The 21,411-nt window shown below is 71.9% G+C and carries 18 protein-coding genes; 13 read left to right on the top strand and 5 right to left on the bottom strand.

Translation table 11 applies throughout. From position 1 onward, the window contains the following. Positions 1-78: 78 nt before the first annotated feature. The 6 genes from GEV43_RS32635 to GEV43_RS32610 all read left to right on the top strand — a co-directional run bounded on the left by GEV43_RS32635 (position 79) and on the right by GEV43_RS32610 (position 7,858). Positions 79-1,374 carry a flavin reductase gene (locus GEV43_RS32635; RefSeq protein ID WP_160823950.1) on the top strand — a complete coding sequence of 432 codons (1,296 nt, stop codon included), beginning with the start codon at positions 79-81 and terminating at the stop codon, positions 1,372-1,374. Then, positions 1,358-2,626 carry an acyl-CoA dehydrogenase family protein gene (locus GEV43_RS32630; RefSeq protein ID WP_206681373.1) on the top strand — a complete coding sequence of 423 codons (1,269 nt, stop codon included), beginning with the start codon at positions 1,358-1,360 and terminating at the stop codon, positions 2,624-2,626. The genes GEV43_RS32635 and GEV43_RS32630 overlap by 17 nt, the downstream gene beginning before the upstream one ends. Continuing rightward, positions 2,623-4,077 carry an aldehyde dehydrogenase gene (locus tag GEV43_RS32625; RefSeq protein WP_160823949.1) on the top strand — a complete coding sequence of 485 codons (1,455 nt, stop codon included), beginning with the start codon at positions 2,623-2,625 and terminating at the stop codon, positions 4,075-4,077. The genes GEV43_RS32630 and GEV43_RS32625 overlap by 4 nt, the downstream gene beginning before the upstream one ends. Then, the gene (locus GEV43_RS32620; RefSeq protein WP_309239960.1) at positions 4,074-5,255 is read left to right on the top strand and encodes an FAD-dependent oxidoreductase; all 1,182 of its coding nucleotides are present in this window, start codon (positions 4,074-4,076) and stop codon (positions 5,253-5,255) included. Before GEV43_RS32625 ends, GEV43_RS32620 begins: the two co-directional genes overlap by 4 nt. Beyond that, positions 5,248-6,690, top strand: a complete 1,443-nt coding sequence (locus GEV43_RS32615; RefSeq protein WP_160823948.1) for an aldehyde dehydrogenase family protein — start codon at positions 5,248-5,250, stop codon at positions 6,688-6,690. The genes GEV43_RS32620 and GEV43_RS32615 overlap by 8 nt, the downstream gene beginning before the upstream one ends. Before the next feature lie 142 nt (positions 6,691-6,832). Continuing rightward, entirely contained in the window at positions 6,833-7,858 is a 1,026-nt protein-coding gene (locus GEV43_RS32610) for an alpha/beta hydrolase (protein WP_175250180.1), read from the top strand. 80 nt (positions 7,859-7,938) lie between these two features. Here the strand turns inward: GEV43_RS32610 and GEV43_RS32605 are convergent, their stop codons facing one another. Further along, positions 7,939-8,217: a Dabb family protein gene (locus GEV43_RS32605; RefSeq protein ID WP_160823947.1), complete on the bottom strand. Its 279-nt coding sequence runs from the start codon at positions 8,215-8,217 to the stop codon at positions 7,939-7,941. Positions 8,218-8,303: 86 nt separating this feature from the next. Between GEV43_RS32605 and GEV43_RS32600 the strand changes: the two genes are divergently transcribed. The 6 genes from GEV43_RS32600 to GEV43_RS32570 all read left to right on the top strand — a co-directional run bounded on the left by GEV43_RS32600 (position 8,304) and on the right by GEV43_RS32570 (position 14,940). Continuing rightward, the gene (locus GEV43_RS32600; RefSeq protein ID WP_206681372.1) at positions 8,304-10,793 is read left to right on the top strand and encodes a nitrilase-related carbon-nitrogen hydrolase; all 2,490 of its coding nucleotides are present in this window, start codon (positions 8,304-8,306) and stop codon (positions 10,791-10,793) included. Then, positions 10,790-11,758, top strand: coding sequence for a dienelactone hydrolase family protein (locus tag GEV43_RS32590; protein ID WP_164717221.1), 969 nt, complete (start codon positions 10,790-10,792; stop codon positions 11,756-11,758). Before GEV43_RS32600 ends, GEV43_RS32590 begins: the two co-directional genes overlap by 4 nt. Positions 11,759-11,933: 175 nt before the next feature. After that, the gene (locus GEV43_RS32585; RefSeq protein ID WP_160823944.1) at positions 11,934-12,659 is read left to right on the top strand and encodes a hypothetical protein; all 726 of its coding nucleotides are present in this window, start codon (positions 11,934-11,936) and stop codon (positions 12,657-12,659) included. Between the two features lie 112 nt (positions 12,660-12,771). Then, positions 12,772-13,554: an SDR family oxidoreductase gene (locus GEV43_RS32580; protein ID WP_160823943.1), complete on the top strand. Its 783-nt coding sequence runs from the start codon at positions 12,772-12,774 to the stop codon at positions 13,552-13,554. A gap of 118 nt (positions 13,555-13,672) precedes the next feature. Beyond that, positions 13,673-14,200 (top strand): hypothetical protein, encoded by a 528-nt coding sequence (locus tag GEV43_RS32575; RefSeq protein ID WP_160823942.1) that lies wholly within the window; start codon positions 13,673-13,675, stop codon positions 14,198-14,200. Then, positions 14,197-14,940 carry an arylmalonate decarboxylase gene (locus GEV43_RS32570; RefSeq protein ID WP_160823941.1) on the top strand — a complete coding sequence of 248 codons (744 nt, stop codon included), beginning with the start codon at positions 14,197-14,199 and terminating at the stop codon, positions 14,938-14,940. The genes GEV43_RS32575 and GEV43_RS32570 overlap by 4 nt, the downstream gene beginning before the upstream one ends. Positions 14,941-15,029: 89 nt before the next feature. Here GEV43_RS32570 and GEV43_RS32565 read toward each other — a convergent pair whose 3' ends face one another. The 4 genes from GEV43_RS32565 to GEV43_RS32550 all read right to left on the bottom strand — a co-directional run bounded on the left by GEV43_RS32565 (position 15,030) and on the right by GEV43_RS32550 (position 20,228). Continuing rightward, positions 15,030-15,869, bottom strand: a complete 840-nt coding sequence (locus tag GEV43_RS32565) for an SAM-dependent methyltransferase (RefSeq protein ID WP_160823940.1) — start codon at positions 15,867-15,869, stop codon at positions 15,030-15,032. A gap of 192 nt (positions 15,870-16,061) precedes the next feature. Then, entirely contained in the window at positions 16,062-17,009 is a 948-nt protein-coding gene (locus tag GEV43_RS32560; protein WP_160823939.1) for a hypothetical protein, read from the bottom strand. A 219-nt stretch (positions 17,010-17,228) separates the two neighbouring features. After that, positions 17,229-18,308 (bottom strand): aromatic ring-hydroxylating dioxygenase subunit alpha, encoded by a 1,080-nt coding sequence (locus GEV43_RS32555; protein ID WP_160823938.1) that lies wholly within the window; start codon positions 18,306-18,308, stop codon positions 17,229-17,231. Positions 18,309-18,848: 540 nt separating this feature from the next. Further along, positions 18,849-20,228: an MFS transporter gene (locus GEV43_RS32550; protein WP_160823937.1), complete on the bottom strand. Its 1,380-nt coding sequence runs from the start codon at positions 20,226-20,228 to the stop codon at positions 18,849-18,851. Between the two features lie 509 nt (positions 20,229-20,737). Here GEV43_RS32550 and GEV43_RS32545 point away from each other — a divergent pair. Further along, a complete protein-coding gene (locus tag GEV43_RS32545; protein ID WP_241683124.1) occupies positions 20,738-21,322 on the top strand; it encodes a helix-turn-helix transcriptional regulator in 585 nt (194 codons plus the stop codon). Positions 21,323-21,411 lie beyond the last annotated feature (89 nt).

Genomic DNA, 21,411 nt, shown 5'->3' with positions numbered 1-21,411 from the left:
CACTCGTTTCCGTCTCTCGTTACCGTGTGCGGTACGTTGTTTCCTTATAAGAAACATCCCATCGGGGAGGGCCGGCAGGTGACGGTCGATTCCGGAACCTTCCGAGCGGTGCTCGGCCAGTGGTCCACCGGCGTCAGCGTGGTGACCACCGTCGCGGACGGCGCCTGGCACGGCATGACCGCCAGCTCGTTCAGCAGCGTGAGCCTCGACCCGCCGCTGGTGCTGGTCTGCCTGGCCCGGCGGTTGCGCACGCACCGGCTGGTCGAGGCGAGCGGGGTCTTCGCGGTCAGCGTCCTCGGCAAGGACGACGCGCGGCTCGGCCGGGTGTTCTCCGGCATGGAGCCCGGCGAGCGCTTCGCCGGGCGTGCCTGGCGCGCGGTGCGCACCGGGGCGCCGGTGCTCGACGAGGCGCTCGGATGGCTGGACTGCCGCGTGGCGCACGCCTATCCGGGCGGCGACCACACGATCTTCGTCGGAGAGGTGCTCGCCGGGGGCGTTCCTCGGCGGGCGGCGCCCCTGCTGTTCCACTCCCGCGCCTGGGGGCAGCTCGCCGACCCGCTTCCGGACGAGGTCTCGGTGGCCGACACCGGCCTCGCCGCCGCGCTCTACCGGCGGTCCCGTCCGTCGGGCACCGCACCGGCCCGGATATCCCCGGCCGGTGCGAACGGGCTGCTGTCGGCGGTCCGTGCCGCAGGCGTGCGCACCCGCCTGCCCGCGGTGAACGCGTGCCGAAGCGACGCGGACGGTGGTGCGGGTGGCGATCGCTCCATCCTGGTCACCGATCCCGCGCAGCTCGCGCGCCGCTGTCCCGGCGGCGCGAGCGTGGCCGAGGTCTACGACGGCCGCCGCACATCCGAGATCGTCGAGGCGGCCAGGGTTCGGGAGATGCGCGTCGTCGGGCGCGTCGGCGACGCGTTCGCCACCGGCGGGGAGCGGACGGTGCTCGCCGCCGTGGACCGCCTCGTGGCCCTCGGCTGCGATGAGATCGCGCTCGACGAGGGCGCCGAGGCGGCCTCCCCCCTCCAGGTGCGGCGGCTGCTCCAGGACGCGGTCGCCGCGACGCGTCCGCGCGCCTTGCGGGTGCGGTTGCGTGAGGCGTACGGGCTCGGGCCGGCCAATGCGCTGACCGCGATGAAGAGCGGCGTCCGGCACTTCGACGCCACGCTCGGCGGGGTGGACGGCGGACTGTGCGCGGAGGACGTGCTGTTCCTGGCCGAGCGCCTTGAGGTGCCGTCCCCCGTGGACCGGGCGGCGCTGGTGACGGCCGCCGGAGACCTGGAAACCGTCTGGGGCGCGGCCCTGCCCGGGCGCACCTATCGCGTGGCCTCCCGCCACCCGGCTGTAAAGGACGATCCCTATGCCCCTGACCGGTGAACGGCTCGTGGAGCGCATGACGGATGCCGAGCGAGAGCGGGCCCGGCGTGTGGAGACGGTGCTGCCCGCGCTGCGCGAGGCGGCCCCCGCCGCGGACGCCGCCGCCGCGTTCCACTTCCCGCACGTGGCGTCGCTGCGCGAGGCGGGACTGCTCGGGCTGGTCGTGCCCGAACGGTACGGCGGGCTGGGCGGCGGCCTGCGCGACCTGGCGGCGGCCACCTATGCGATGGGCACCGCGTGCCCGTCCACCGCGCTGGCGTTCTTCTTCCACAACACCAGCGCTTCCCGGGGGCTGCTGCCGCTGGAGGCGCTGGACGCGGGCCTGTTCGATCCCGAGGAGGCGCCCACCGTCCGGGCGTTCGCGGAGAAGGTGCTGAACCGGATGGCGCGGGGCACGTGGCTGGCCAACTTCGCCAGCGAGGAGGTCAAGAGCTCGGGCGCCAACATCGCCATCGCCACGACCGCGCGCCCCGCCGAGGGCGGCTGGCTGCTGGAAGGCGTCAAGTCGTTCGGCTGCGCGACCGGCGTCGCCGACACCTACCTCGTGACCGCGCGGGTCGCCGGCGCCGACGACGCCGACGGCCTGGCGCTGTTCCTGGTCCCGCGCGAAGCCCACGGGGTCGCCTCGCGCGAGCCGTGGAACGGGCTCGGCATGCGGGCCTCGGCCAATCACGGCGTGACGCTCTCCGACGTTTTCGTCCCCGGGGACGAGGCGCTGACCGTGCCCGGCGCCTTCGTGCGGATGCTGCGGATGAGCCGGGGCAGCTTCGTCGGCAACCAGCTCGCCATCTCGGCGGTCTACCTGGGCGCGGCGCAGGCGGTGTACGACTTCGCCCTGGACCGGCTGACCCGCAAGACGTTCGCCGACTCCGGCCGCCCGATCGCCTCCTCCCCCATGCACCAGGTGATCATCGCGGAGATGACCGAACGGCTGGAGACCGCCTACCTGTGGCTGCGCCGCCAGCTCGACCTGGAGACCGGCGATCCGCCGTTGCGCGCCAAGCCGGAGGTGTACCGGCAGTGGCGGATCGCCAAGGGCGACATCGCCGAGGCGTGCTTCCAGGTGGCCCTCGGAGCGTTCAAGGCGTGCGGCACCTCGGCCGCCGCGCTCGACGGCGTGGTCGGGCGGGGTCTGCGGGACCTGGCGATGGGCCTGGTGATGACCTTCCCCGCCGAGCGCGGCCGGCTGGAGGCCGCCCGGATGGTCACCGGGGACCGGGAGAACGAGCTGTTCGCGAGCGTGCGCGCATGATCCCGCCCGGGCCGCGCGACCTCGTCGCGGGCGACTGGGAGCCGGTGACCACCCGGGCGGAACCGGTCCTGGAGGACCCGGCCACCGGTGCGCCCGTCCGCCCGGTGGCGGTCTCCCGCCCCGACCGGGTGGAACGGGCGCTCGCGGCGGCGAGCGGCGGGTGGGAGCACACCACCGCCGCCGAACGCGCCGACGTCCTGGACGCCGTCGCGGACGCGCTGCCGCCGGCCGCCCGCGAGATCGCGGCGCTGGAGTCGTTCGCGACCGGGGTGCCGATCCGGCAGACCATCCCGCTCGGGGAGATCGTCGTCGGCGCGTTCCGCCTCGCCGCCCAGCAGCTCCGCGAGGGACGGCTGGCCGAGCGGCCGGGCGGCGGGGTCGAGGTGCGCAGGCTCCCCTGGGGCCCGGCACTGTGCCTGACCCCCTGGAACGCGTCCGCGCCGATGGCCGCGCACAAGACCGCCAGCGCCCTCGCCGCCGGTTGCCCGGTCGTCCTCAAACCGAGCGAGTACGCCCCGTACGGCACCCAGCTGCTCGCCGAGACCATCGACGCGGTGCTCGCCCGGCACGGCGCCCCGCGCGCGACGTTCCAGCTCCTGCACGGCGACGCGCGGACCGGAGCGACGCTGGCCGCCGACGCGCGCATCCGCGCGGTGTCGTTCACCGGCGGCGCCGCGGGCGGCGCCGCGGTGGCCGCCGCCTGCGCCGCCGGGCTGAAACCGGCCCAGCTGGAACTGGGCGGCAACAACCCCCTGGTGGTACTGCCGGACGCCGATGTCGGCCTCGCGGCGCGGACGGCGGTCGACCTGCTGACCACGTTGAACGGGCAGTGGTGCCGGGCGCTCGGGCGGCTCGTGGTGCCCGCCGGGCTGCACGACGAACTGCTCGCGGCCGTGGAGGCGCGGCTGGCGCGGATGTGCGCCGGGCCGCCCCTGGAAGAGGAGACCGAGCTCGGGCCGCTGGTCCACTCGCGGCACCGGGCGCGCGTCGCCGGCCGGCGCGACCGGCTGCTGGAACAGGCGAGCGGCGGCCGGCCGGTCCTGGCGACCGAGGTCCCGGACAAGGGCAACTACCTGGCCCCGGCATTGCTGGTGGGCGTACCGCCGGAACGGGCCGTCGAAGAGATCTTCGGCCCCGTCGCCACCGTCCACCCCTACGGCTCGATCGACGAGGCGGTCGCGCTGGCCAACGGAACCCGGCACGGCCTCGAAGGCTACGTCACCGGCACCGACGAGGACGCGGCCCTCGCCGTCGCGCGCCGGATCCGGGCCGGCGAGGTGAAGGTCAACGGGTCGAGCATGATGAGTCTGCACCTGCTCGCGCCGCGCCCCGCATGGGGCTGCTCGGGGCTCGGCGAGGAGGGCACCGTGGAGACGCTGCGCTTCTTCACCGGCGCCCAGGTGGTCGGCGTCGAGAACGGCTTCGCCCTGCACTCCCGGGAACCGGCGTGAACGGCCCCTCCACCGCGAACGACGTCCCGGACGCCAACGACGTGACCAGCGTCCTTGTGGTCGGCGCGGGACCGGTCGGCCTCACGGCGGCACTGGCGCTGCGGCGGCGCGGACTGGAGGTCACGGTGCTGGAGGCGGGCGCCGGGCTGGCCTCCGAGTCGCGGGCCTCGACGTTCCACCCCCCGACCCTGGAGATGCTCGCCGATCTCGGAGTGCTGGACGAACTGCTGGAGCGGGGACTGGTCGCGCGCACCTTCCAGTACCGCGAACGGCGCGGCGGCGTCATCGCCGAGCTCGACCTGGCGGTGCTCGCCGACGCCACGCCGTACCCCTTCCGGGTGCAATGCGAGCAGGACAAGCTCACCCCCGTCCTGCGGCGCCACCTGACCGGACTGGGCGGCGAGGTGCGGTTCGGGTCGCCGGTACGGCACGTCGTCTCCCGCCGGGACGGCGTGGTGGCGGTGACCGAGGACGGACGGCGGCTGCGCGCCGACTGGCTGATCGGAGCGGACGGCTCCCACTCGGCGGTGCGGCGCTCGCTGGGCGCGGCGTTCGAGGGCATCACCTACCCCGAGCGGTTCCTGGTCGCCTCGACCCGCGAGGACCTGGACGCTCTGCTGCCCGGCATCGCCCCGGTGAACTACCTGTTCGATCCCGGTGAGTGGCTGGTGCTGCTGCGCACGCCCGACCACTGGCGAGTCCTGCTGCCCACCCCCGACGGGACGTCCGACGCCGACGAGCTCGCACGTCTCCCCGAACGGCTCCGCGGCGTCGTCGACAGACGATGGCACGTCGCGCACGCCTCCATCTACCGGGTGCACCAGCGCGTCGCGTCGGCCTTCCGGCACGGGCGGGTGCTGCTCGCCGGAGACGCCGCCCATGTCAACAACCCGCTCGGCGGTATGGGCATGAACAGTGGGATCCACGACGCCGTCCGGTTCGCGCACGCGCTGGCCGACGTGGCCGAGGGACGCCCCGACGCCCTCCTGGACGCCGCCGCGGAGGAGCGCCGGTCCGTGGCGCTGTCGTTCGTCCGGCAGGTCAGCCACGCGAACTGGGAGCGGTTGCGCACGTCCGGCGGGCGGCACGAGGATCTGCGCGCGCTCGCCGCCGACCCCCGCCGGTGCCGCGACCACCTGCTGCGCACCTCGATGATCTCCTCGCTGCGCGATGGCTGAGTGGATCCGGAGGGAGAACCCCGCGCGCCTCACCGAGGAGGTCGGTCGCGTTCCGGTCGCGTCCGCCGCCGACGTGGACGCGGCGGTCCGCGCGGCCGAGTCCGCACGTCGAGGCTGGTACGCCGCCGCCGTCTCCGAGCGCGCCGACCTGGTGGCCGAGGTCGCCGAGGCGGTCGCCGCGGCGGCCGAGGCGACCCGGCCCGGCCACCCGGCCGAGCTGCTGGCCCGCGAGACCGGGAAGCCGCTGCCCGACTGCCGCGGCGAACTGCGGTTCGCCGCCGCGTACCTGCGCTGGGTGGCCGAGCAGGCGCCCGCCGCGCTGGCGGACCGGGAGCTGGACGACGCCGAGGGCCGGCTGCTGCTGCGGCGATGCCCCTACGGGGTGGTCGCGGCGATCACGCCGTGGAACGCACCGGTGATCCTGACCCTGCTCAAGGTCGGTCCGGCGCTGGCGGCGGGCAACACCGTGGTCGTCAAGCCCTCGCCGCTCGCACCGCTGACCGTTCCGGCGGTCCTCGCACTGTTCCCGCCGGAGCTCGTGCACGTCGTGCACGGGGGCGCCGCGACCGGCCACGCGCTCGTCGGGCATCCGCTGGTGCACCGGGTGGCGTTCACCGGCGGCCCGCAGGCCGCGCGCGAGCTCGGCGTGTCCGCCGCTCGGCGGATCACTCCGGCGGTGATGGAGCTCGGCGGCAATGACGCGGCGGTCCTCCTGGACGACGCGGACCTGTCGGACGAGGCGATGGAGCGCCTGGTGCTGGCCTCGTTCGCCACCGCCGGGCAGGTGTGCATGGCCGCCAAACGGCTGTACGTCCCGAGGAGGCGCTTCGGGGACTTCCGCGTGGCCTACCTCGCGGCGGCGGCCCGCACGCTGGTGCTGGGCGACCCGCTGGATCCCGGCGTCACCGTGGGGCCGCTCATCTCCGCCGACGCCGCCAGGCGCGTCCGGGCCCTGGTGGCCGACGCGGCGGACCGGGGCGGCGACGTCACCGAACTCGGCGCCGTCCGAGCCGACATGGACGCCGGGTACTTCGTCCGGCCGACGCTGCTGGCCGCCCTGGACGACGACGCGCCCGCGGTGTCCCGCGAGCAGTTCGGCCCGACGGTACCGCTGCTCGCCTACGACACCGAGGACGAGGCCGTGGCCCGCGCCAACGCCGGCGATCTCGGGCTGGGGGCCTCGGTGTGGTCGGCCGACGAGGAGCGGGCGTTCGCGTTCGCCCGGCGCCTGGAGGCGGGCTTCACCTTCGTCAACACCCACAACCGCACCGGCATGGCGCTGCGGGCTCCGTTCGGCGGCGTCAAGCGCAGCGGGTACGGCCGCGAGTACGGCGTGGAGGGACTGCTGGAGTACGCGCAGACCTGCGTGGTGCACGCTCCCGCCGCGTTCCGTCCCGGCGGCGCCGGGATGGCGGCGGGCGCCTACCCGGCGTGATGGCACGGCCGCCGACCGCACCGTTACCGAATAGCGTTCTGAAAGTTCCTTGACCGCCCGCTCCGCGCATTCTTGTATGAGTGACATCACTGGGAAACTCCGTTTCTCACACCGGAACGGAGTTGTTGCCCTCGGAGGCAGCATGCGCGTCACCCGACTGATCGCGTCCGGTCTCACCACGGGCGCGGCCATCACCGCCCTCCTCATCCCGTCCCTCGCCCGGCCCGCCGACGCACGACCGCCCACCGCCAGGCCCCTCCCGGCCTCATCCGCCCCCGCCGCCGTGACCCGGATATCGACCACCGTCGACATCCGCTGCGCGGCGATCGTCCTCCACCAGAGCGCCGACTGGCACTTCCCCGCCGGCACCCCGAAGGGGCTGGTCTGGCTACAGCACGGCTTCTCGCGCGCCAACGAGCACGTCCGGGACCTGGCCGGCAAGTACGCCGAAGCCGGGTACCTGGTGTTCGCCCCCACCCTGCCCTCGGCCAACATCTTCGGCTGCACTCTGCAGAACCTCGGCGACAACACCGGCTTCCTCGACAACGTCGCCGACCTGTTCGGCAAGGCCGGCGGGACCGGCGACAGACTCGGCAGCAGCTTCGCCGACGCGAGGAACCGGGCGGGCCGCCCCGGCCTGGCACTGCCCCAGAACAAGGTCTTCGTGGGCCACTCGGCAGGCGGCGAGGCCGCGCTGTACGTGGCGCAGCGAGTGCGTTCGGCCTATCCCGCGGCCTGGGCGGGGACGCGCGGCCTGGTCCTGCTGGACCCGGTGCGGTCGTTCATCGGCACCAACACCACCTCCTCGCTCAACCACCTCGACAACACCTCACTGCCCATTCACACGATCTCGTCGCCCGGTTACCTCTGCAACAACGGCGGGTCGGGCACCCAGGCCGTGCAGGCGCAACTGCACCGGCCGTTCGTGGGCGTGCGGTTGACCAGCGGCGCGCACACCGATGCCGAAGGAGCCAGCACCGACAGGACGGGGACCTTGGCCTGCGGCACTCCGCAGGCCAAGAACGTCGCCGCGCTCCAGACCCTCGCGGTCGGCTGGGCGCGCGACGCGTTCACCGGCGGGACCACCCCCGACCTCTACCCCGGCGGCGCCTACTACCAGGGACTGCTGAGCAGCGGCACGGCGCAGACCCTCACCGGCGCGCAGTGAGCACAGCCCGGTTCCGTCCGGCAAGCGCGGTCCACGCGGACCGAACGGGTCGCTGGGCGGAACCGGGCGCCGCACGCTCGTCAGCTCTCGTAATCGACCACCGCGCGATCGGCCAGCCGCGGCCGCAGCCACGACGCGACCTCCAGATGAGCCGGATGCCGCTGGTATCCGGCCAGCTCGGCGACCGAGGCGTGGCCGGTGATCAGGCACAGGTCGAAGGACGGCTCCGAGCCCACCACGTCGAGCACCCTCAGCTCGCGGATCTCGGCGACGCGGCCGTCCAGGCTCTCCAGCAGTTCCTTGGCCCGCGGCGCGTCGGCGGCGTCGGTGAACTTCATCAGCACGAGATGGGTCAGCAACGGAGCCTCCGGTTCCTCTGGTCACGGCGCTGCGGTGATTGTATGTTTTGGAAACAGCGTTTCGCTATGGGAATCATGGAGGCGTGATGGTCGCGGTCCGCGTAGCCGCCGCCCAGTTCGCGGTCGACGAGGACGGAGCCGCCAATCTGGCCGCCTGCCTTCGCGCCGTCGACCGGGCCGCCGCCGAAGGCGCCGGCCTGATCGTGCTGCCGGAGTTCTGCAACGGCCTCTCCTGGCATCCCGACCGCGCCGCCGCACGGCTGCGCGCCTGCCGCACGGGAGACGCGTTCCTGACCGCCGTGGCCGCCAGGGCCCGGCGGCGCCGGGCGTACGTCAAGCTGAACGTGACCCTGGCGCGCCCGGACGGCCGCACCACCGCCACCAACCTGCTGTACGGCCCGGACGGCACCCTGCTCGCCGAGTCCGACAAGCTCGTCCTGATGGGCGCCGAAGGCGACCACCTCGCTCCCGGGCACCGCGCCGGGCCGGTCGTGGCCACACCGTTCGGCCGCCTCGGCATGTACGCCTGCCTGGAGGGCGTGCTCGGCGAAGTCTGCCGGGACCTGGTGCTGCGCGGCGCGCAGGTCCTGCTCAACGGTCTCAACTCGTTCGCCACCGACGAGGCGTCCTTGCACGTGCCCGTGCGCGCCGCCGAGAACCGCGCGTGGGTGATCGCCGCGAACAAGGTGGGTCCCCTGCTGCCCGCCGCGCACCTGCCCGCTGTCAGCGCCCGGCTGGGCGTGCCGGCCGAACGGCTGCACGGCGCCGGGGAGAGCCAGATCGTCGCTCCCGACGGGAGCGTCGTCGCGAAGGCGCCCCGCACCGGCGAGGCCGTCATCGTCGCCGACATCGACCCGGCCGCGGCCGATGACAAGACGCGCCCGGACGGGACGGACGTCTTCGCCGCGCGCCGACCGGAGCTGTACGCACCGATCGTCTCGCCCCCGCGTCCCCGGTCGGCACCGCCCGGCGCGGCGCGGGTGATGGCGGCGGTGGCGCTTCCGGACGGTCCGGCCGACGCGGTCGCGCTGACCCGCGAGGCGGCGGCGCGCGGCGCGGAGCTGATCGTGCTGCCCGAGCTGGCGTTCGGGCCCGGCGCCTCCGTCGCCCGCGTCACCCGGGAGCTGGCGCGGGCGCTGGACGGCACCGGCGCACACGCGGTCACCAGCGCCCGGGACGGCGACCGCCATACCGGCTTCCTGACGAGTGCGAACGGTCTCGCGGGAACGCAGTGGCAGCTGCACCGGAGCGCCCGGCACGCCGCGTGGGCCACGACCCTGGGTGACCGCCTGGAGGTCTTCTCCCTGCCCTGGGGACGGCTCGCCATCGTGGTGGGCGACGACGCCCTGTACCCCGAGACCGCACGGCTCGCCGCCATCGCGGACGCCGACGTGGTGGCGGTGCCGTTCACCCCGTGCGAGCCGTGGGAGACCGAACTCGGACTGCCGGAACGCGCGGCGGAGAACAGGCTGAACGTGGTCGCGGCCGGGGACTCGGCCGGGCTCGTTCTCGCCCTGCCCGGCGACTTCACGTTGTGGACCGAGTGGGAGGACGGGTTCACCGGCCGCATCAGCCACCCCCTCGTCACCCGCGCCGAGGCCCCCTCACGCTTGCGCCGGTCCACCCGGCGCGCGCGGTCAACCGCCTCGTCTCCAAGAACACCGACCTCGTCGGCCACCGCCCCTGGCAAGCCGTCGCCGCGCTCGCCCGCACACCGCCCTCCCTCCCTTCTCCCTCCCCGACCCCCTGACGAGCGGAGCTTTCCGTTGAAGGAGACCTTGCGACACGTCGAACAGATGGTGGACTCCGCCTCACCCGTGGACGTCACCGAGACCTTCGAACGCTGGCGCGGCCTGCTGGACGACCTGAAGGCCAAGATCGACGCGCGGTTCACGCTGGCGCGCGACCCGTCCACCGAGCCCCTGGAGTCCTACGGCTCCCTTCCCGACGGACCGGGCGGGCGGCTGGCCGCCTACACCGGACCCGAGGTCGACTGGATGGTGCAGTCCTGGCTCGGCGATCCGAAGGCCGGTTTCGCCAACCTGCACCTGACCGTGTGGCTCGGCCCGCAGATACGGGTGCCGCACCTCGGCATCGCCCTGCTGGTGTGGCCGGACGGCTGGTTCTACCTGGACTCGCTACCGCGTACCCACCTACTGGCCGACGGCGCCTACTACGACCGCTACTACGAACCGCTCAACGAGCAGTGGCTGGCGGTCAGGGAGGGGACCCCGGAGCTGACCTGGTTCACCAGCCGCGCCGCGTTCATCCGGGCCAGCCTGTCCCCCACCGCCCAGTGCTATTCGTTCCCTCGGTCACCCGAGCACATGGACCTGGTGCGCCGGCTGACCCACGAACACGTCGACCGGTGGCTGCGGTGGGTGGACGAGGCCGAACCGGTGCCGGAAGAGGAACGGGCGAGGCTCGCCGCAGACGATCTCGCCATCCGCCGCAACATCGCCGAACGCGATCCCGCCAATGTGATGGGCGTCCGGTTCTTCGGTGAAGAGACGACCGAGCGGCTGGTCCGGGCGCTGTGGGGCGGCGACCGCGCACTGGACAGGCCCGGCGCGTGAGCGTGCGAAGCCTGTGGTGGGCGGCACGGACCGGGGGTGCGCCGCCGTTCGACACCGCACACCTGAAGGTCTACTACCCGGCGCGCCCCCAGGGCACCGACGCCGAACGGCTGACCGGCGTGATGCCCCCCGACCGGTCCGGCGCCCCGTACCCGGTGGTGCTGTTCTGTTCGGGGGTGAACGTCGCGCAGGAGGGTTACCGGGCGTTCGCCACCGCACTGGCGTCGGCCGGGCACGCCGTAGTGACCTTCGACCGCGTAGGCGACCTGTACGGAGGCCAGGTCGGCATCACCCCCGGCGTGGACGTGGAGGCCGCCGGACCCGAGGTCTACGGGTCCCGGCCCACCTGTCCCGCCCTCGGCGCGGTACTGGAGTCCCTGGCGGACATCGAGACGCTGAAGGGGGCGATCGACCTCGGCCGGGTCGCGCTGGGCGGGCATTCGGCCGGTGGGACGGTGGCGCTCCAGTCGGCGCGGTTCCTCCCCGGCGTGCGGGCCTGCTTCGCCTACGGGACGCACACGATGGTCGCGACCATGCTCGGCTGGCCCGCCGGGACCGTCCTGCCCGCCCAGGTGGACGGCCCGGTCCTGCTCGGCGTCGGCACCCGCGACGGGGTGATCGCGGGCAGCTCCGACCGCTACGGGCCGGACACCGCCGCCGACCCCGTCGCCCGCACCTTCCACGAGGCCCTGTCCGGGCCGGACGACCTGCTCGCCGTGCTGCCGGGCGCCAACCACTTCACGATCGCCGACGCGCCCGACCCCACGGCGGCACGCGCCTTCCTCGACCTGCCCGCCGCATGCGACGAGGCCGCCGCACGCCGCGCCTACACCGACCTGGTGATCGCGTTCCTACGCGCCCACCTGCGCGGCGAGGACCTCGTCCCGGACGCCGATCCGGAGCTCATCCACCTCCAGCGACGCCGCGTCCACCGAGAAGGAGCATCCCATGGGGCCCCTGCCTGACGACGCCATCGCCGAGGACGCCCGGAAGGCGGACGACGACGTCGGCGGGGCCGCGGTGTCACCGTCGGCCCGTCGCCCCGCCCACCCGCCGGAACAGTCACGGACCGGCCCGCGCCGGGCAAGGCCGGGACCGCGGGACCGGACCACCCGGCGCGCCCGTCGAAGAGGAGATCGCGTGAGCCTGCCCCTACAGTTGAGCGACCGCACGATGCGGGCGCTGGCCGAGGCCGACGACCTGAGCACCGTCCGGGACGTTCCCCTGACGAGCACGGTGTCGACCGATCCGGTCGGCCGCCTGACCGTCCGGCGCGGCGAACGTCTCGCCAAGGTCGTCTACGTCGGGCTGTCGGTGCCGGCGATCGGCCTGGACAGCCACATGGTCTTCGCGTTCACGCCCGCGGAGTCGGCGGTGCCCCACTTCACGCTCGACGCGGTCGAGGCGAACGGCTATCTCGCGTTCCATCTCGATCTGGTGCCGCGCGCCGAACTGGCCTCCCACCTGGACTACCTCACCGTCGCCTTCCAGCCGCTCACGCCAGCGTTCGAAGAGGCGGCCGAGCTGTTCGGCGCCTCCAGGGCCGCGATCTCGCCCCGCCAGTACGCGATGATGTCGCCCTGGATGCTGGTGCACCGAGCCGACGAAGAACGCTTCCGCCGGGTGAGCGGCTTCGTCGACGCCTACCTCGGCCACTGGCGCGCTCTGCTGGCCGATGGCCTGCCGCAAGAGGTCCTCACCGGCCTCACCGACACGGACCTGGCGGCGCGAGACGCCCGCAACCGGGCGGCGCTGTTCAGCCGCGAAGTCGATCCCGTCTGGGCCGACGTGTCCCACCTACTGGGCGACGAACGCACCGACGACATCCGCGCCGAACTGCTCCGCAACGCGGTGTCCGGTGACTGAGCCGAGCCGACGGCGGACCCGGAACACCGGCCCTCGGTCCACCGCGCGCCCACCCGCACGCGACCTGCCGCGGCGTGCTCGATCACGCCATCACCGTGGAGGGGAAGGGCACGTGACCGCCGTCGTCATCACCGGCGGCACGCGGGGCATCGGCTTCGGGCTGGCCCGCGCGTTCCTCGACCGGGGCTGCCGTGTCGCGATCTGCGGCCGGACCCGCGCGTCGGTCGACGGCGCGCTGGCCGCCCTGGACGCCGGAGAACGGGCTATCGGCCGTCCCTGCGAGATGTCCGACCGCGACCAGGTACGAGCCCTGTGGGACACCGCCGCCGAAGCGTTCGGCCGCCTCGACCACTGGATCAACAACGCCGGCGTGTCGACCTCCCGGAAACCCCTGTGGAACCTGCCGTCCGAGCAGCTCGACGCCGTCGTCGGCGCGAACCTCCTCGGCGTCCTGCACGGCAGCGCGGTCGCGGTCGCGGGGATGCGCGCGCAGGGCGGCGGCACGCTCTGGAACGTGGAGGGGCTCGGCAGCGACGGCCGGGCCGTACCGGGCCTGGCCGCGTACGGTTCCACCAAACGCGCCGTCACCTACCTGACCCGCGCCCTCGCCAAGGAACTGGAGGGCACGCCCGTACGGGTCGCGCACCTGTCCCCCGGCATGGTCGTCACCGACCTGCTGGTCCAGGACTACCCGCCTGACGAGCTCGCCAAGGCCAGGAGAGTCTTCAACATCCTGGCCGACCGGGTGGAAACCGTGACGCCCTGGCTCGCCGACAAAGTCCTGGAAGGAGCGGGCAACGGTGACCGGGTGGCCTGGCTGACCCGCCGCAAGGCCGCCGTCCGCTTCGCCACCGCCGGCTTGCGCAGACGCGATCTGTTCGGCGGGACATCATGACCGACTACCCCGTCGGCCTCGCGGCGGAGGACTTTGTCCCAGTCGCCCTGACCACCGCGGGCATCGTGCTCCTGAGCCCGTACGTCGCGGCTCGGTTCGGCCCCGAGCACGCGGGACCGTGCTCGCGGCAGCGGCGACGGCGGGCGCGGGGGGAGCCGCCAAGGCGTCCTGGAAACTGATCGTCGCGGTGAACGGCCCGGACCTGACATGGCTGAGCGACGCGCTGTTCCCGTTGCTGCTGATCGGCTTCGCACTCCTGGCCCGGTCGCTGTTCCCCGAACCGGACGGCCCGCGGCGAGGCGTCGCGGCCTATGCCCTGGCCGCGCTGCCCGTCGTCGGCCTCACGGCCTCGGCCGCGCTGCGCGACACCTGGCCCGCCATGCTGCTGGCGATCCTGGCGGTCAGCACCGCCGCCGTGCGGTTGGCGCTGCTGGCCCGCGCGGCGGGCGACACCACCGCTTCGGCTCTGTTCGGCCTGTGGATGACCGGCCAGTACGTCCTCGGCCCGCTCGCCGCACGCCCCGACCAGAGCGTCCCCCTCCAGTGGGTCGAGCAAGGCTGCAACACCCTCACCCAGACGGCGTTCGCTTACGCCGCCTGGCGACTCGCCCGAACCGTCCGCACGAAGGAACCCGTGGCCACATGACCGATGTCCTGGGGTGGCGCCGCAAGTTCGGCGTGATCGCCCCCTCCACCAACACCATCGTCGAGCCCGATCTCTACCGGATGGCCGTACCCGGCGTGACCGCGCACTTCTCCCGCATCCACATCCGCGATCAGGACATGCGCGGCGACGCGGGCATGGAACGGCTCATGCAGCAGATCCGCGCGGAGATCGGCGCCGCCTGCGAGCGGGTCATGACGTGCGAACCCGACTCCATCGTGATGGGCATGTCCGCTGAGACGTTCTGGGGCGGCGTGGAGGGCAACCGCGCGTTCGTGCGGCAGGTCCACGACCTCACCGGGCTGCGAGTCGCCACTGGCGCGGAGGCGTGCGAGCGGGCTCTGACGCTGCTCGGCGCCCGGCACATCGGCGTCGTCACCCCCTACCAGCCGGTCGGCGATGCGAACGTGCGCACGTTCTTCACCGACCTCGGCTTCGAGGTCGGTGAGATCATCGGCCTCAAATGCCCCACCGCGGTGTCGATCGCGCACGTCGGCGAGCCCGAACTGCGCGATGCCCTCCGCACGCTGGCGGCGGGCGGTGTGGACGCCATCGTGCAATGCGGCACCAACCTGTCGATGGTGCGGCTCGCCGACGAGGCCGAACGCTGGCTCGGCTTGCCCGTCCTCGCCATCAACGCCGCCACCTGGTGGATGGCCCTGCGCGACAACGGCATCCAGGACCAGGTCCACGGAGCCGGAAGCCTCCTGCGCGAGCACTAGGCGCCTCTCGGCCTCACTCCGCCGACCGCGCCGCCTGAAGCCGCGCCGGCGAGCGAACGGGGAGACGACCGTCCCGCCGACCAGGCCGTTCACTCGGACGTGAACATCGGCTTCCGCCCTGCCCCGCAGTAGGCGTCGACCGCCGGCTCGAAGGACCGGGGATCGGGGCGCCAGCGCGAGCACGACACCACACCCGGGTCGAGAAGCTCCAGACCATCGAAGTACCGACCGATCTGTTCAGGCGTGCGCAGGGTGACCGTGGGCCTGCCACCGGACTCGTTCCATTGACGCGCGCTCCGCACGGAACGCTCACCGTGGACGACGCTGGTCGGATGATTGATCACAAGCCAGCTTCCCGGCGGTACCGCGCTCATCAGCCGCCGGACGATCACCTCGGGCTTCTCGGCGTCCTCCACGTGGTGCAGGATTCCCACCAGCATGACCGCGATCGGCTTCGTGAAGTCGAGGCGCGCTCGAGCCGCGGCCAGAATCTCGTCCGGCTCGCGCACATCGGCATCGATGTAGTCGCAGCCGCCTTCGGGGCTGCTGGTGAGCAGCGCGCGGGCATGCACCAGCACGAGCGGATCGTGATCAACGTAGACGATTCTGCACTCTGGAGCGACCCTTTGCGCGACCTGATGCGTGTTGTCGGCGGTGGGCAGTCCGGTGCCGATGTCAAGGAACTGCCTGACCCCTTCCTCGCCGACCAGGTGCCGCACAGCGCGGCCGAGGAAAGCCCGGTCGGCCCGCGCCTGTTCGATCATGTCCGGTTTCAGGGCGACGGCGTGGTCCGCCGCCGCCCGGTCGGCCGCGAAGTGGTCCTTGCCGCCCAGAAGGTAGTTCCACACCCGCGCCGAATGCGGAATATGCGCTTGCAAAACGTCATCCCACCGGCCGTCGCCCCCGGAAGGCTCGTCCCCCTTCGCCATGTCGTTCCTCTCGTAACGAGTATGATCGGCCGCTGGAATGCTACTGCTCCCGAAACTGAGCCTGGGCATACGCCTGGGAATAACTGCCGTACCGGCGCTGAGACGGTGCTGTCCGAGAACGGACTCTAGCCCAGGCGGATAATTGCGGCAAGACGAGCTTGGCGAATCCGCCGCCGACGATCGGCATGGCGGTCAGTCGCCGTCCCGGATGAGGACTCCGTGGAGGACAGCGGAGAGCACGTTGCCCTCGAACAGTTCGTACGCCACGGTGAGGGTGCGCCCGGCGCCCATCCCCGGGACGGCGTCGATCATGAATTCCCGGCCTTTCATCTTCCACTCGTCCGCGAAGTGCAGCACCGGGTACGAAGCACGGCCGAAGGCCTGGGCATTGCCCCACGCGTCGGGACCCTCGTAGAAGGAGCGGGTGCCGTCGCGCCGCCATTCGACCCGATAGCGTCGGTCGATCGCCCCGGCCCATGTGACGTCGAGGCGGGTGCGGAGCAGATCTACCGGATCCAGCCCGATGCTGACCCGCACCTCGCCGATCAGTTTCTGGTCGGCGTTCCACAACTCGCAAGTGCCGCGGTACGCGTACTGCTTCTTGGTCGGCAGGATGTACGGCGTCGGCCCGTTCCGCGTCTCCGCCGCCAGGAACTCCCGGACCATGTCCTGCGTGGCGGTATTGGTGGCGTGGTCGGTGGTCCTCTTGTAGACCCCGTTGAAGGCTCCCACCACCGCCCAGCCCTGGTAGAGGACGGACGAGTACACCTGGGTATCGCCGTCCGGGAGCACATGGTTCCAGGTATTGAGATCCACCTGCCATCCGGGCCCGTAATAGTGCGCGTCCACGAATGCGCCGTACGGCTGTCCGGCGCCGTAGAAATCGGGGCCGGTGTAGAGGCGGTTCTGGTCGGAGTCGACCACGCCGAACGCGAAGGGCGCGCCCAGCCGGAAGCGGCTGGCCAACGGTCCACCGGCCTCCAGCGCTCCATCCATGTAGTACGTGGTGGCGCCGTTCTCGAACACCGACGATCGGCGGATGTCCTCGTATCCGACCCACGTACCGTTCGCGTCGAACAGCGACGGCTTGCCGTGCCATTCGCCGGTGATGCGGTGCTGCCATTGGCTTGCTTCAACCACCGTGTGCTCCCTTTGAGACGAGGTCGTTGGTGATGCGCCGGCGAGAAACTTTCTCGTCCTGTGCCTTGCGGAACAGCCGCGCCATTCTCCTCCACGCCGACCCGCCGAAAACTGCACGAATTGACGCGGTCACGGACGTCCCGCAGGCCAGAGCGTTGCCTGGATCGGGCACAACCCGCTCACCGCGGAGTAAGGTCGCTCAACGCCCGGGCGGACCGCTCACTTCCGCTCTTTGTGCTGCCAGGCGTGAGCGAGTTCGGGTACCTCCCGGCGGACGGGCGAAGGAATGACGGTGGCGGCGGGGTGTTCGTGGTCACCGATCCACCACCCGGCCTCAATAAGTTCGCGACGCCTGCGCCGGTAGGCGACCTGCAACGAGTCACTGCGGATGTGCAGCTCGTCGGACAGGTCGTAGGGCAGGAGTTCGGGCCGCTGGGACTCCACCACGGGCTTGTCCTGGAGGAATATCTTCTCGATCCGTTTGACCGCGTTGCCGTCGGCCCATTTGCGGGTGAGGAAGTTGCGATATCCGACGATCTTCACGAGGGTGCGGTCCCTGCTCAGCGGCACGTTGTGGTCGTACAGCAGCAGATCACCGAACGGCAGCCGGACGTGCAGCTTGACGATGTTGGGCAGGTACCAGGCGTTGGTGACCACCACCTGCTCGGGCTTGTCCTTGTAAAGCCGCTTCCACCGTCCCTTGGCGGGCGGCGGACTCAGCAGGATGTCGGCTTCGGCATGCCATTTACCCTGCCGGACTTCGAAGTCCGGGACCTCTGGCTTGTCCGGGTTGCCGAAGGCCGTGCCGTGCACGAACGGCGTGTGCGCCGCGTCCACCACGTTCTCGAAGGTCCGCTCGTAGTTGGCGTTGATCTCCATCTCGAAGTAGACCGGCCGGAACGATGGATCGTCGTGCTCGGGGAAGTGCGGGATGGGAGGCCGCTCCTCCTCCGGCAGGTCGCCGAGGAACGCCCAGATCATGCCGTAGCTCTCCCGAACCGGGTAGGCGTCGACGCGCGCCTTCCTGGGAATGCCGCGCCCCTCCGGATTGGCCGGAATCTTCACGCAGGCCCCGTCCGGCGCGTACTGCCAGCCGTGGTACGGGCAGGCGATCACATCGTCGACCAGCGTTCCCATGGACAGAGCACCGCCACGGTGGACGCACAGATCCGACAGGCAGGCCACGCTGCCGTCGCGCTTGCGGTACAGGACGAAATCCTGACCGAGGCAGGTGACCTTGCGGGGCTTCCGCGTCACCGCATGGCTGAAGTCCAGCGCGTACCAGAAGTCTTTGAGCATGGCGGCCTCCTTGATCGGCGCCGTTGGCGGACCAGTGCCAGGCAAGGTCCGGTGTCACAGGTTCCGCGCGCACGTCAGAGACCACACGCGTCGGAGAGGAAGCTCACGGATAGACACCTCCCGGTCGCCGTTCCGAGCCGCGGGCGAGCGACGCGGTCGCGCCAGGAGGGTGCCGGGCGGATGATGCGCCGGTGGAGAGAGGACCGCAGCGCCGGACGCAGTCCAGGTCGGTCCCGTCCGAGCCGGAACGGATCCATCACACCTCGTGGTTCTGCTAGGGAAACACCGTTTCCAAAACAGTACCTCCGCTGTTCGCCGCCCGCCAGAGGCTTGCGGGACGAAAAGCACACTGGGAAGCGGGTTCCGCGTACCCATCAGGAAGTAGCCCCCAAGCGCCAGTGCGCCGACGGCAGCAACACAAACTCCACTTCAGTCCGCAGACCGGAAACTGCCCCTCGCTCCACCGACGCGGCAACGGCGTTTCGGACACCGCAACAGCTTGGCGAGTGGGCACCGGCAGGCGTGTGCACCGGCGGACGGTCACCGAGACGGTCCGGCGTCCGGCGTTCCGTCGCCGGCGAGCGCCCGGGCGGCGTCGGCGTCGTAGTGGCGGCGGCCGGCCAAGGTGACCACGGTGCCGACGACGAGTGGCAGCAACAGCACCGTGAAGGCGCCTCGCAACGAGCCGACCAGGTCGGAGAACAGGCCGACGAGAAGCGGACCGATCGCTCCGCCGAGTGTGATGAGGAACTGGAGGACCGCGAAGCCCAGGCCGCGTCGGCCGGCGCTGATGACGTCGGCGTTGGCGGCCGTGAGGCTGGGGATGGCGATGCAGAAGCCGACGTTCGCCATCGCGTAGAAGGTGACCTGTGCCGGCAATGGCGGGACGAGCACGGCGCCCGCGAGGCCCAGCGCGCCCACGACCAAGCCGATCCCGCCCAGCCGGACCCGCCACCCGGGAACGTTCCCGTGCCACCGGTCTCCATACCGACTGCCCAGCACCATGCCGATGACCATGCCGAACAAGCCGACTCCGCCCGCGAGGCCAGCCGCCGGGCCCTCAGAAAGGCCGTACGCACGCTCGTAGTAACTCGGCATCCAGAAGAACAGCCCGCCGAGCCCGAAGAACAGGATGGTCAGGCCGGAGACGATGGAGCGGAGCGTGCGAATGCCCCACAGCGCCCGCAGTTCCTCGCCGGTCGGCTTGCGCCCCTGCGTCACCGTCCGACCAACACTCAGGCCGGTGCGCATGGCCTCGATACGGTCGCCCAACCCGCGGACGGGCTCCCGCACGGTCAGGCAGGCCAGCGCGACCAGCGCACCGGGCAGCGCGACAACGAAGAACATCATCCGCCAGCCGACGACCTCAGCGAGCGCGCCACCAGCCATGATGCCCAGCGGCAGCCCGGCGAAGTAGGCGAAGCGCTCCACTCCGTACGCTCGCGTACGACCACTGCCCGGATAGTAGTCAGCGATCAGGCTGGAGCCGGACGGGTTGTAGAGCTGTCCGGCGCTGCCCAGGAGTACTCGCACGCCGAAGAGCATCATGTACGACTGGGCCAGACCGCTGCCGAGCGTCAGGAGCGACCAGACCGCGACCACGGCTGCCATCGTCCACGTCCGGCGGGCCCGGTCGGCCAGCCGCCCCGCCGGAATCAGCAGGACCACTCCGGCCATGGCCGCGGCGGTGGCGATCGCACCGCCCGCGGTATCGCCGAAGCCGAACTCCTCTTGGATCTTGGGTAGAGCCCCGGCCATCAGGTTGGTCTCGATCCGGTCGATCAGCGCGGCCAACGCGACGCAGATCGCCGGCCACCAGCCGAACGGCGCCCCCTTGCCCGGATCGATCGCCACCGGAGCCTTGCCGACGAAGGCATCGATCTCAATGAAGGGCGCCTCGTGCGAACCAGGCTCGCTCATATCACCTCCGTCCTTCCCGGCAGCATGTGGCGGCACGGGGCTCGTCGGACCGCTTCAGGTCCCGATCCGCGAGTGGATATGCCCTGCATCCGGCCGCGTCCGGCCGTAGGACGATGGCAACGTAACGAGAGCAGCACCGCCACGCAGTGCGCCCCCAAAGGTCGTCGGCCCCTGAAGCCCGACCGCGGGCACCCCGACCGTGCTGCCGCCGCTGCCCAAGACAACCCCTATGTTTCTCTAGGCGAAACACAGTTTCCGACCTACTGATCTCATTAACAACGGCTCCGCCCGATCCGTCAATGACCTGAGGCACCCTGTAGCGCGCCCCCCGGGACGCATGCCAACGACACGAACGCAAGCGACCGCCCCCCTCTACCGGCCTTGTCAGCCCCCGCTGGCCCTGGCACGCCGGACCGGGCTGCGGCTGGATGAGCGGGACCAGATCGCCGCGACCGAGCTGACCGAGTTGACCGCCGCGCAACTGGTCGCGCTCGCCGACGCCCTGGGCATTGCGGTGGACGCCGTCCGAATCCGGCGGCGGCCCCGGATCCGCCGCACTCGGCCTGCTGCTCTTCGACGAGCACGGCGAGGCCACATCGATCAACGAGGAGGCCCGGCGCTGTCTCGCGCTCCTGCCGGACGGGCCGTCCACACCGTCGGTCCTCGGACTGAAGCTGCCCATCTGGCTGATCGGCACGGCTCTGCAGGCGCGGGCCATCGCCCAGGGCCGCGACCGCGGCAGCGCCCAGATCCGCATCCAGACCCTCGACGGGCAGTGGCTGACCTGCCGCGCCTCATGCCTCAGCCGGCCCGGCGGGCGGCCGGGGCCGACCGCACTCGTCATCGAATTCGCCCCTCCCGCCGACCTGGCGGTCATCATCGGCCAGGCGTACGGCCTGACACCACGCGAATTCGAGATCGCTCAACTCGTGGCACGGGGCCTGCCCACCGCGGAGATCGCCACGGCCGTGTTCATCTCCCCCCACACCGTACGAGGCCACCTCAAGGCCCTCTTCGGCAAGACGGAGACCTCCAGCCGCGGAGAGCTCGTCGCACGGCTGTTCGCCGTCCCCTACCGGCCCGTGGACGCCTGAATCACGACGCCCCGGGGGCAGGGGCCTGGTCACCGCTCTTGGACGGGATCGGACCGGCGTAGCCGCTGCGGCCCAGAGCGGCTGAGCGC

The organism is Actinomadura sp. J1-007, from assembly GCF_009793335.1.
In the GTDB taxonomy this organism is placed as follows: Bacteria; Actinomycetota; Actinomycetes; order Streptosporangiales; family Streptosporangiaceae; genus Spirillospora; species Spirillospora yumaensis.
The sequence above is the reverse complement of the archived record's forward strand: the minus strand, read 5'-3'. Positions and strand labels throughout refer to the sequence as shown.

What these genes read in the sequence shown, in the direction of transcription:
- GEV43_RS32615 (WP_160823948.1), top strand. Translation starts at nt 5,248, where the DNA reads ATGGCTGAGTGGATCCGGAGGGAGAACCCCGCGCGCCTCACCGAGGAG.
- GEV43_RS32600 (WP_206681372.1), top strand. Translation starts at nt 8,304, where the DNA reads ATGGTCGCGGTCCGCGTAGCCGCCGCCCAGTTCGCGGTCGACGAGGAC.
- GEV43_RS32565 (WP_160823940.1), bottom strand. Translation starts at nt 15,869, where the DNA reads ATGGCGAAGGGGGACGAGCCTTCCGGGGGCGACGGCCGGTGGGATGAC.
- GEV43_RS32550 (WP_160823937.1), bottom strand. Translation starts at nt 20,228, where the DNA reads ATGAGCGAGCCTGGTTCGCACGAGGCGCCCTTCATTGAGATCGATGCC.
- GEV43_RS32625 (WP_160823949.1), top strand. Translation starts at nt 2,623, where the DNA reads ATGATCCCGCCCGGGCCGCGCGACCTCGTCGCGGGCGACTGGGAGCCG.
- GEV43_RS32570 (WP_160823941.1), top strand. Translation starts at nt 14,197, where the DNA reads ATGACCGATGTCCTGGGGTGGCGCCGCAAGTTCGGCGTGATCGCCCCC.
- GEV43_RS32610 (WP_175250180.1), top strand. Translation starts at nt 6,833, where the DNA reads ATGCGCGTCACCCGACTGATCGCGTCCGGTCTCACCACGGGCGCGGCC.
- GEV43_RS32630 (WP_206681373.1), top strand. Translation starts at nt 1,358, where the DNA reads ATGCCCCTGACCGGTGAACGGCTCGTGGAGCGCATGACGGATGCCGAG.
- GEV43_RS32555 (WP_160823938.1), bottom strand. Translation starts at nt 18,308, where the DNA reads ATGCTCAAAGACTTCTGGTACGCGCTGGACTTCAGCCATGCGGTGACG.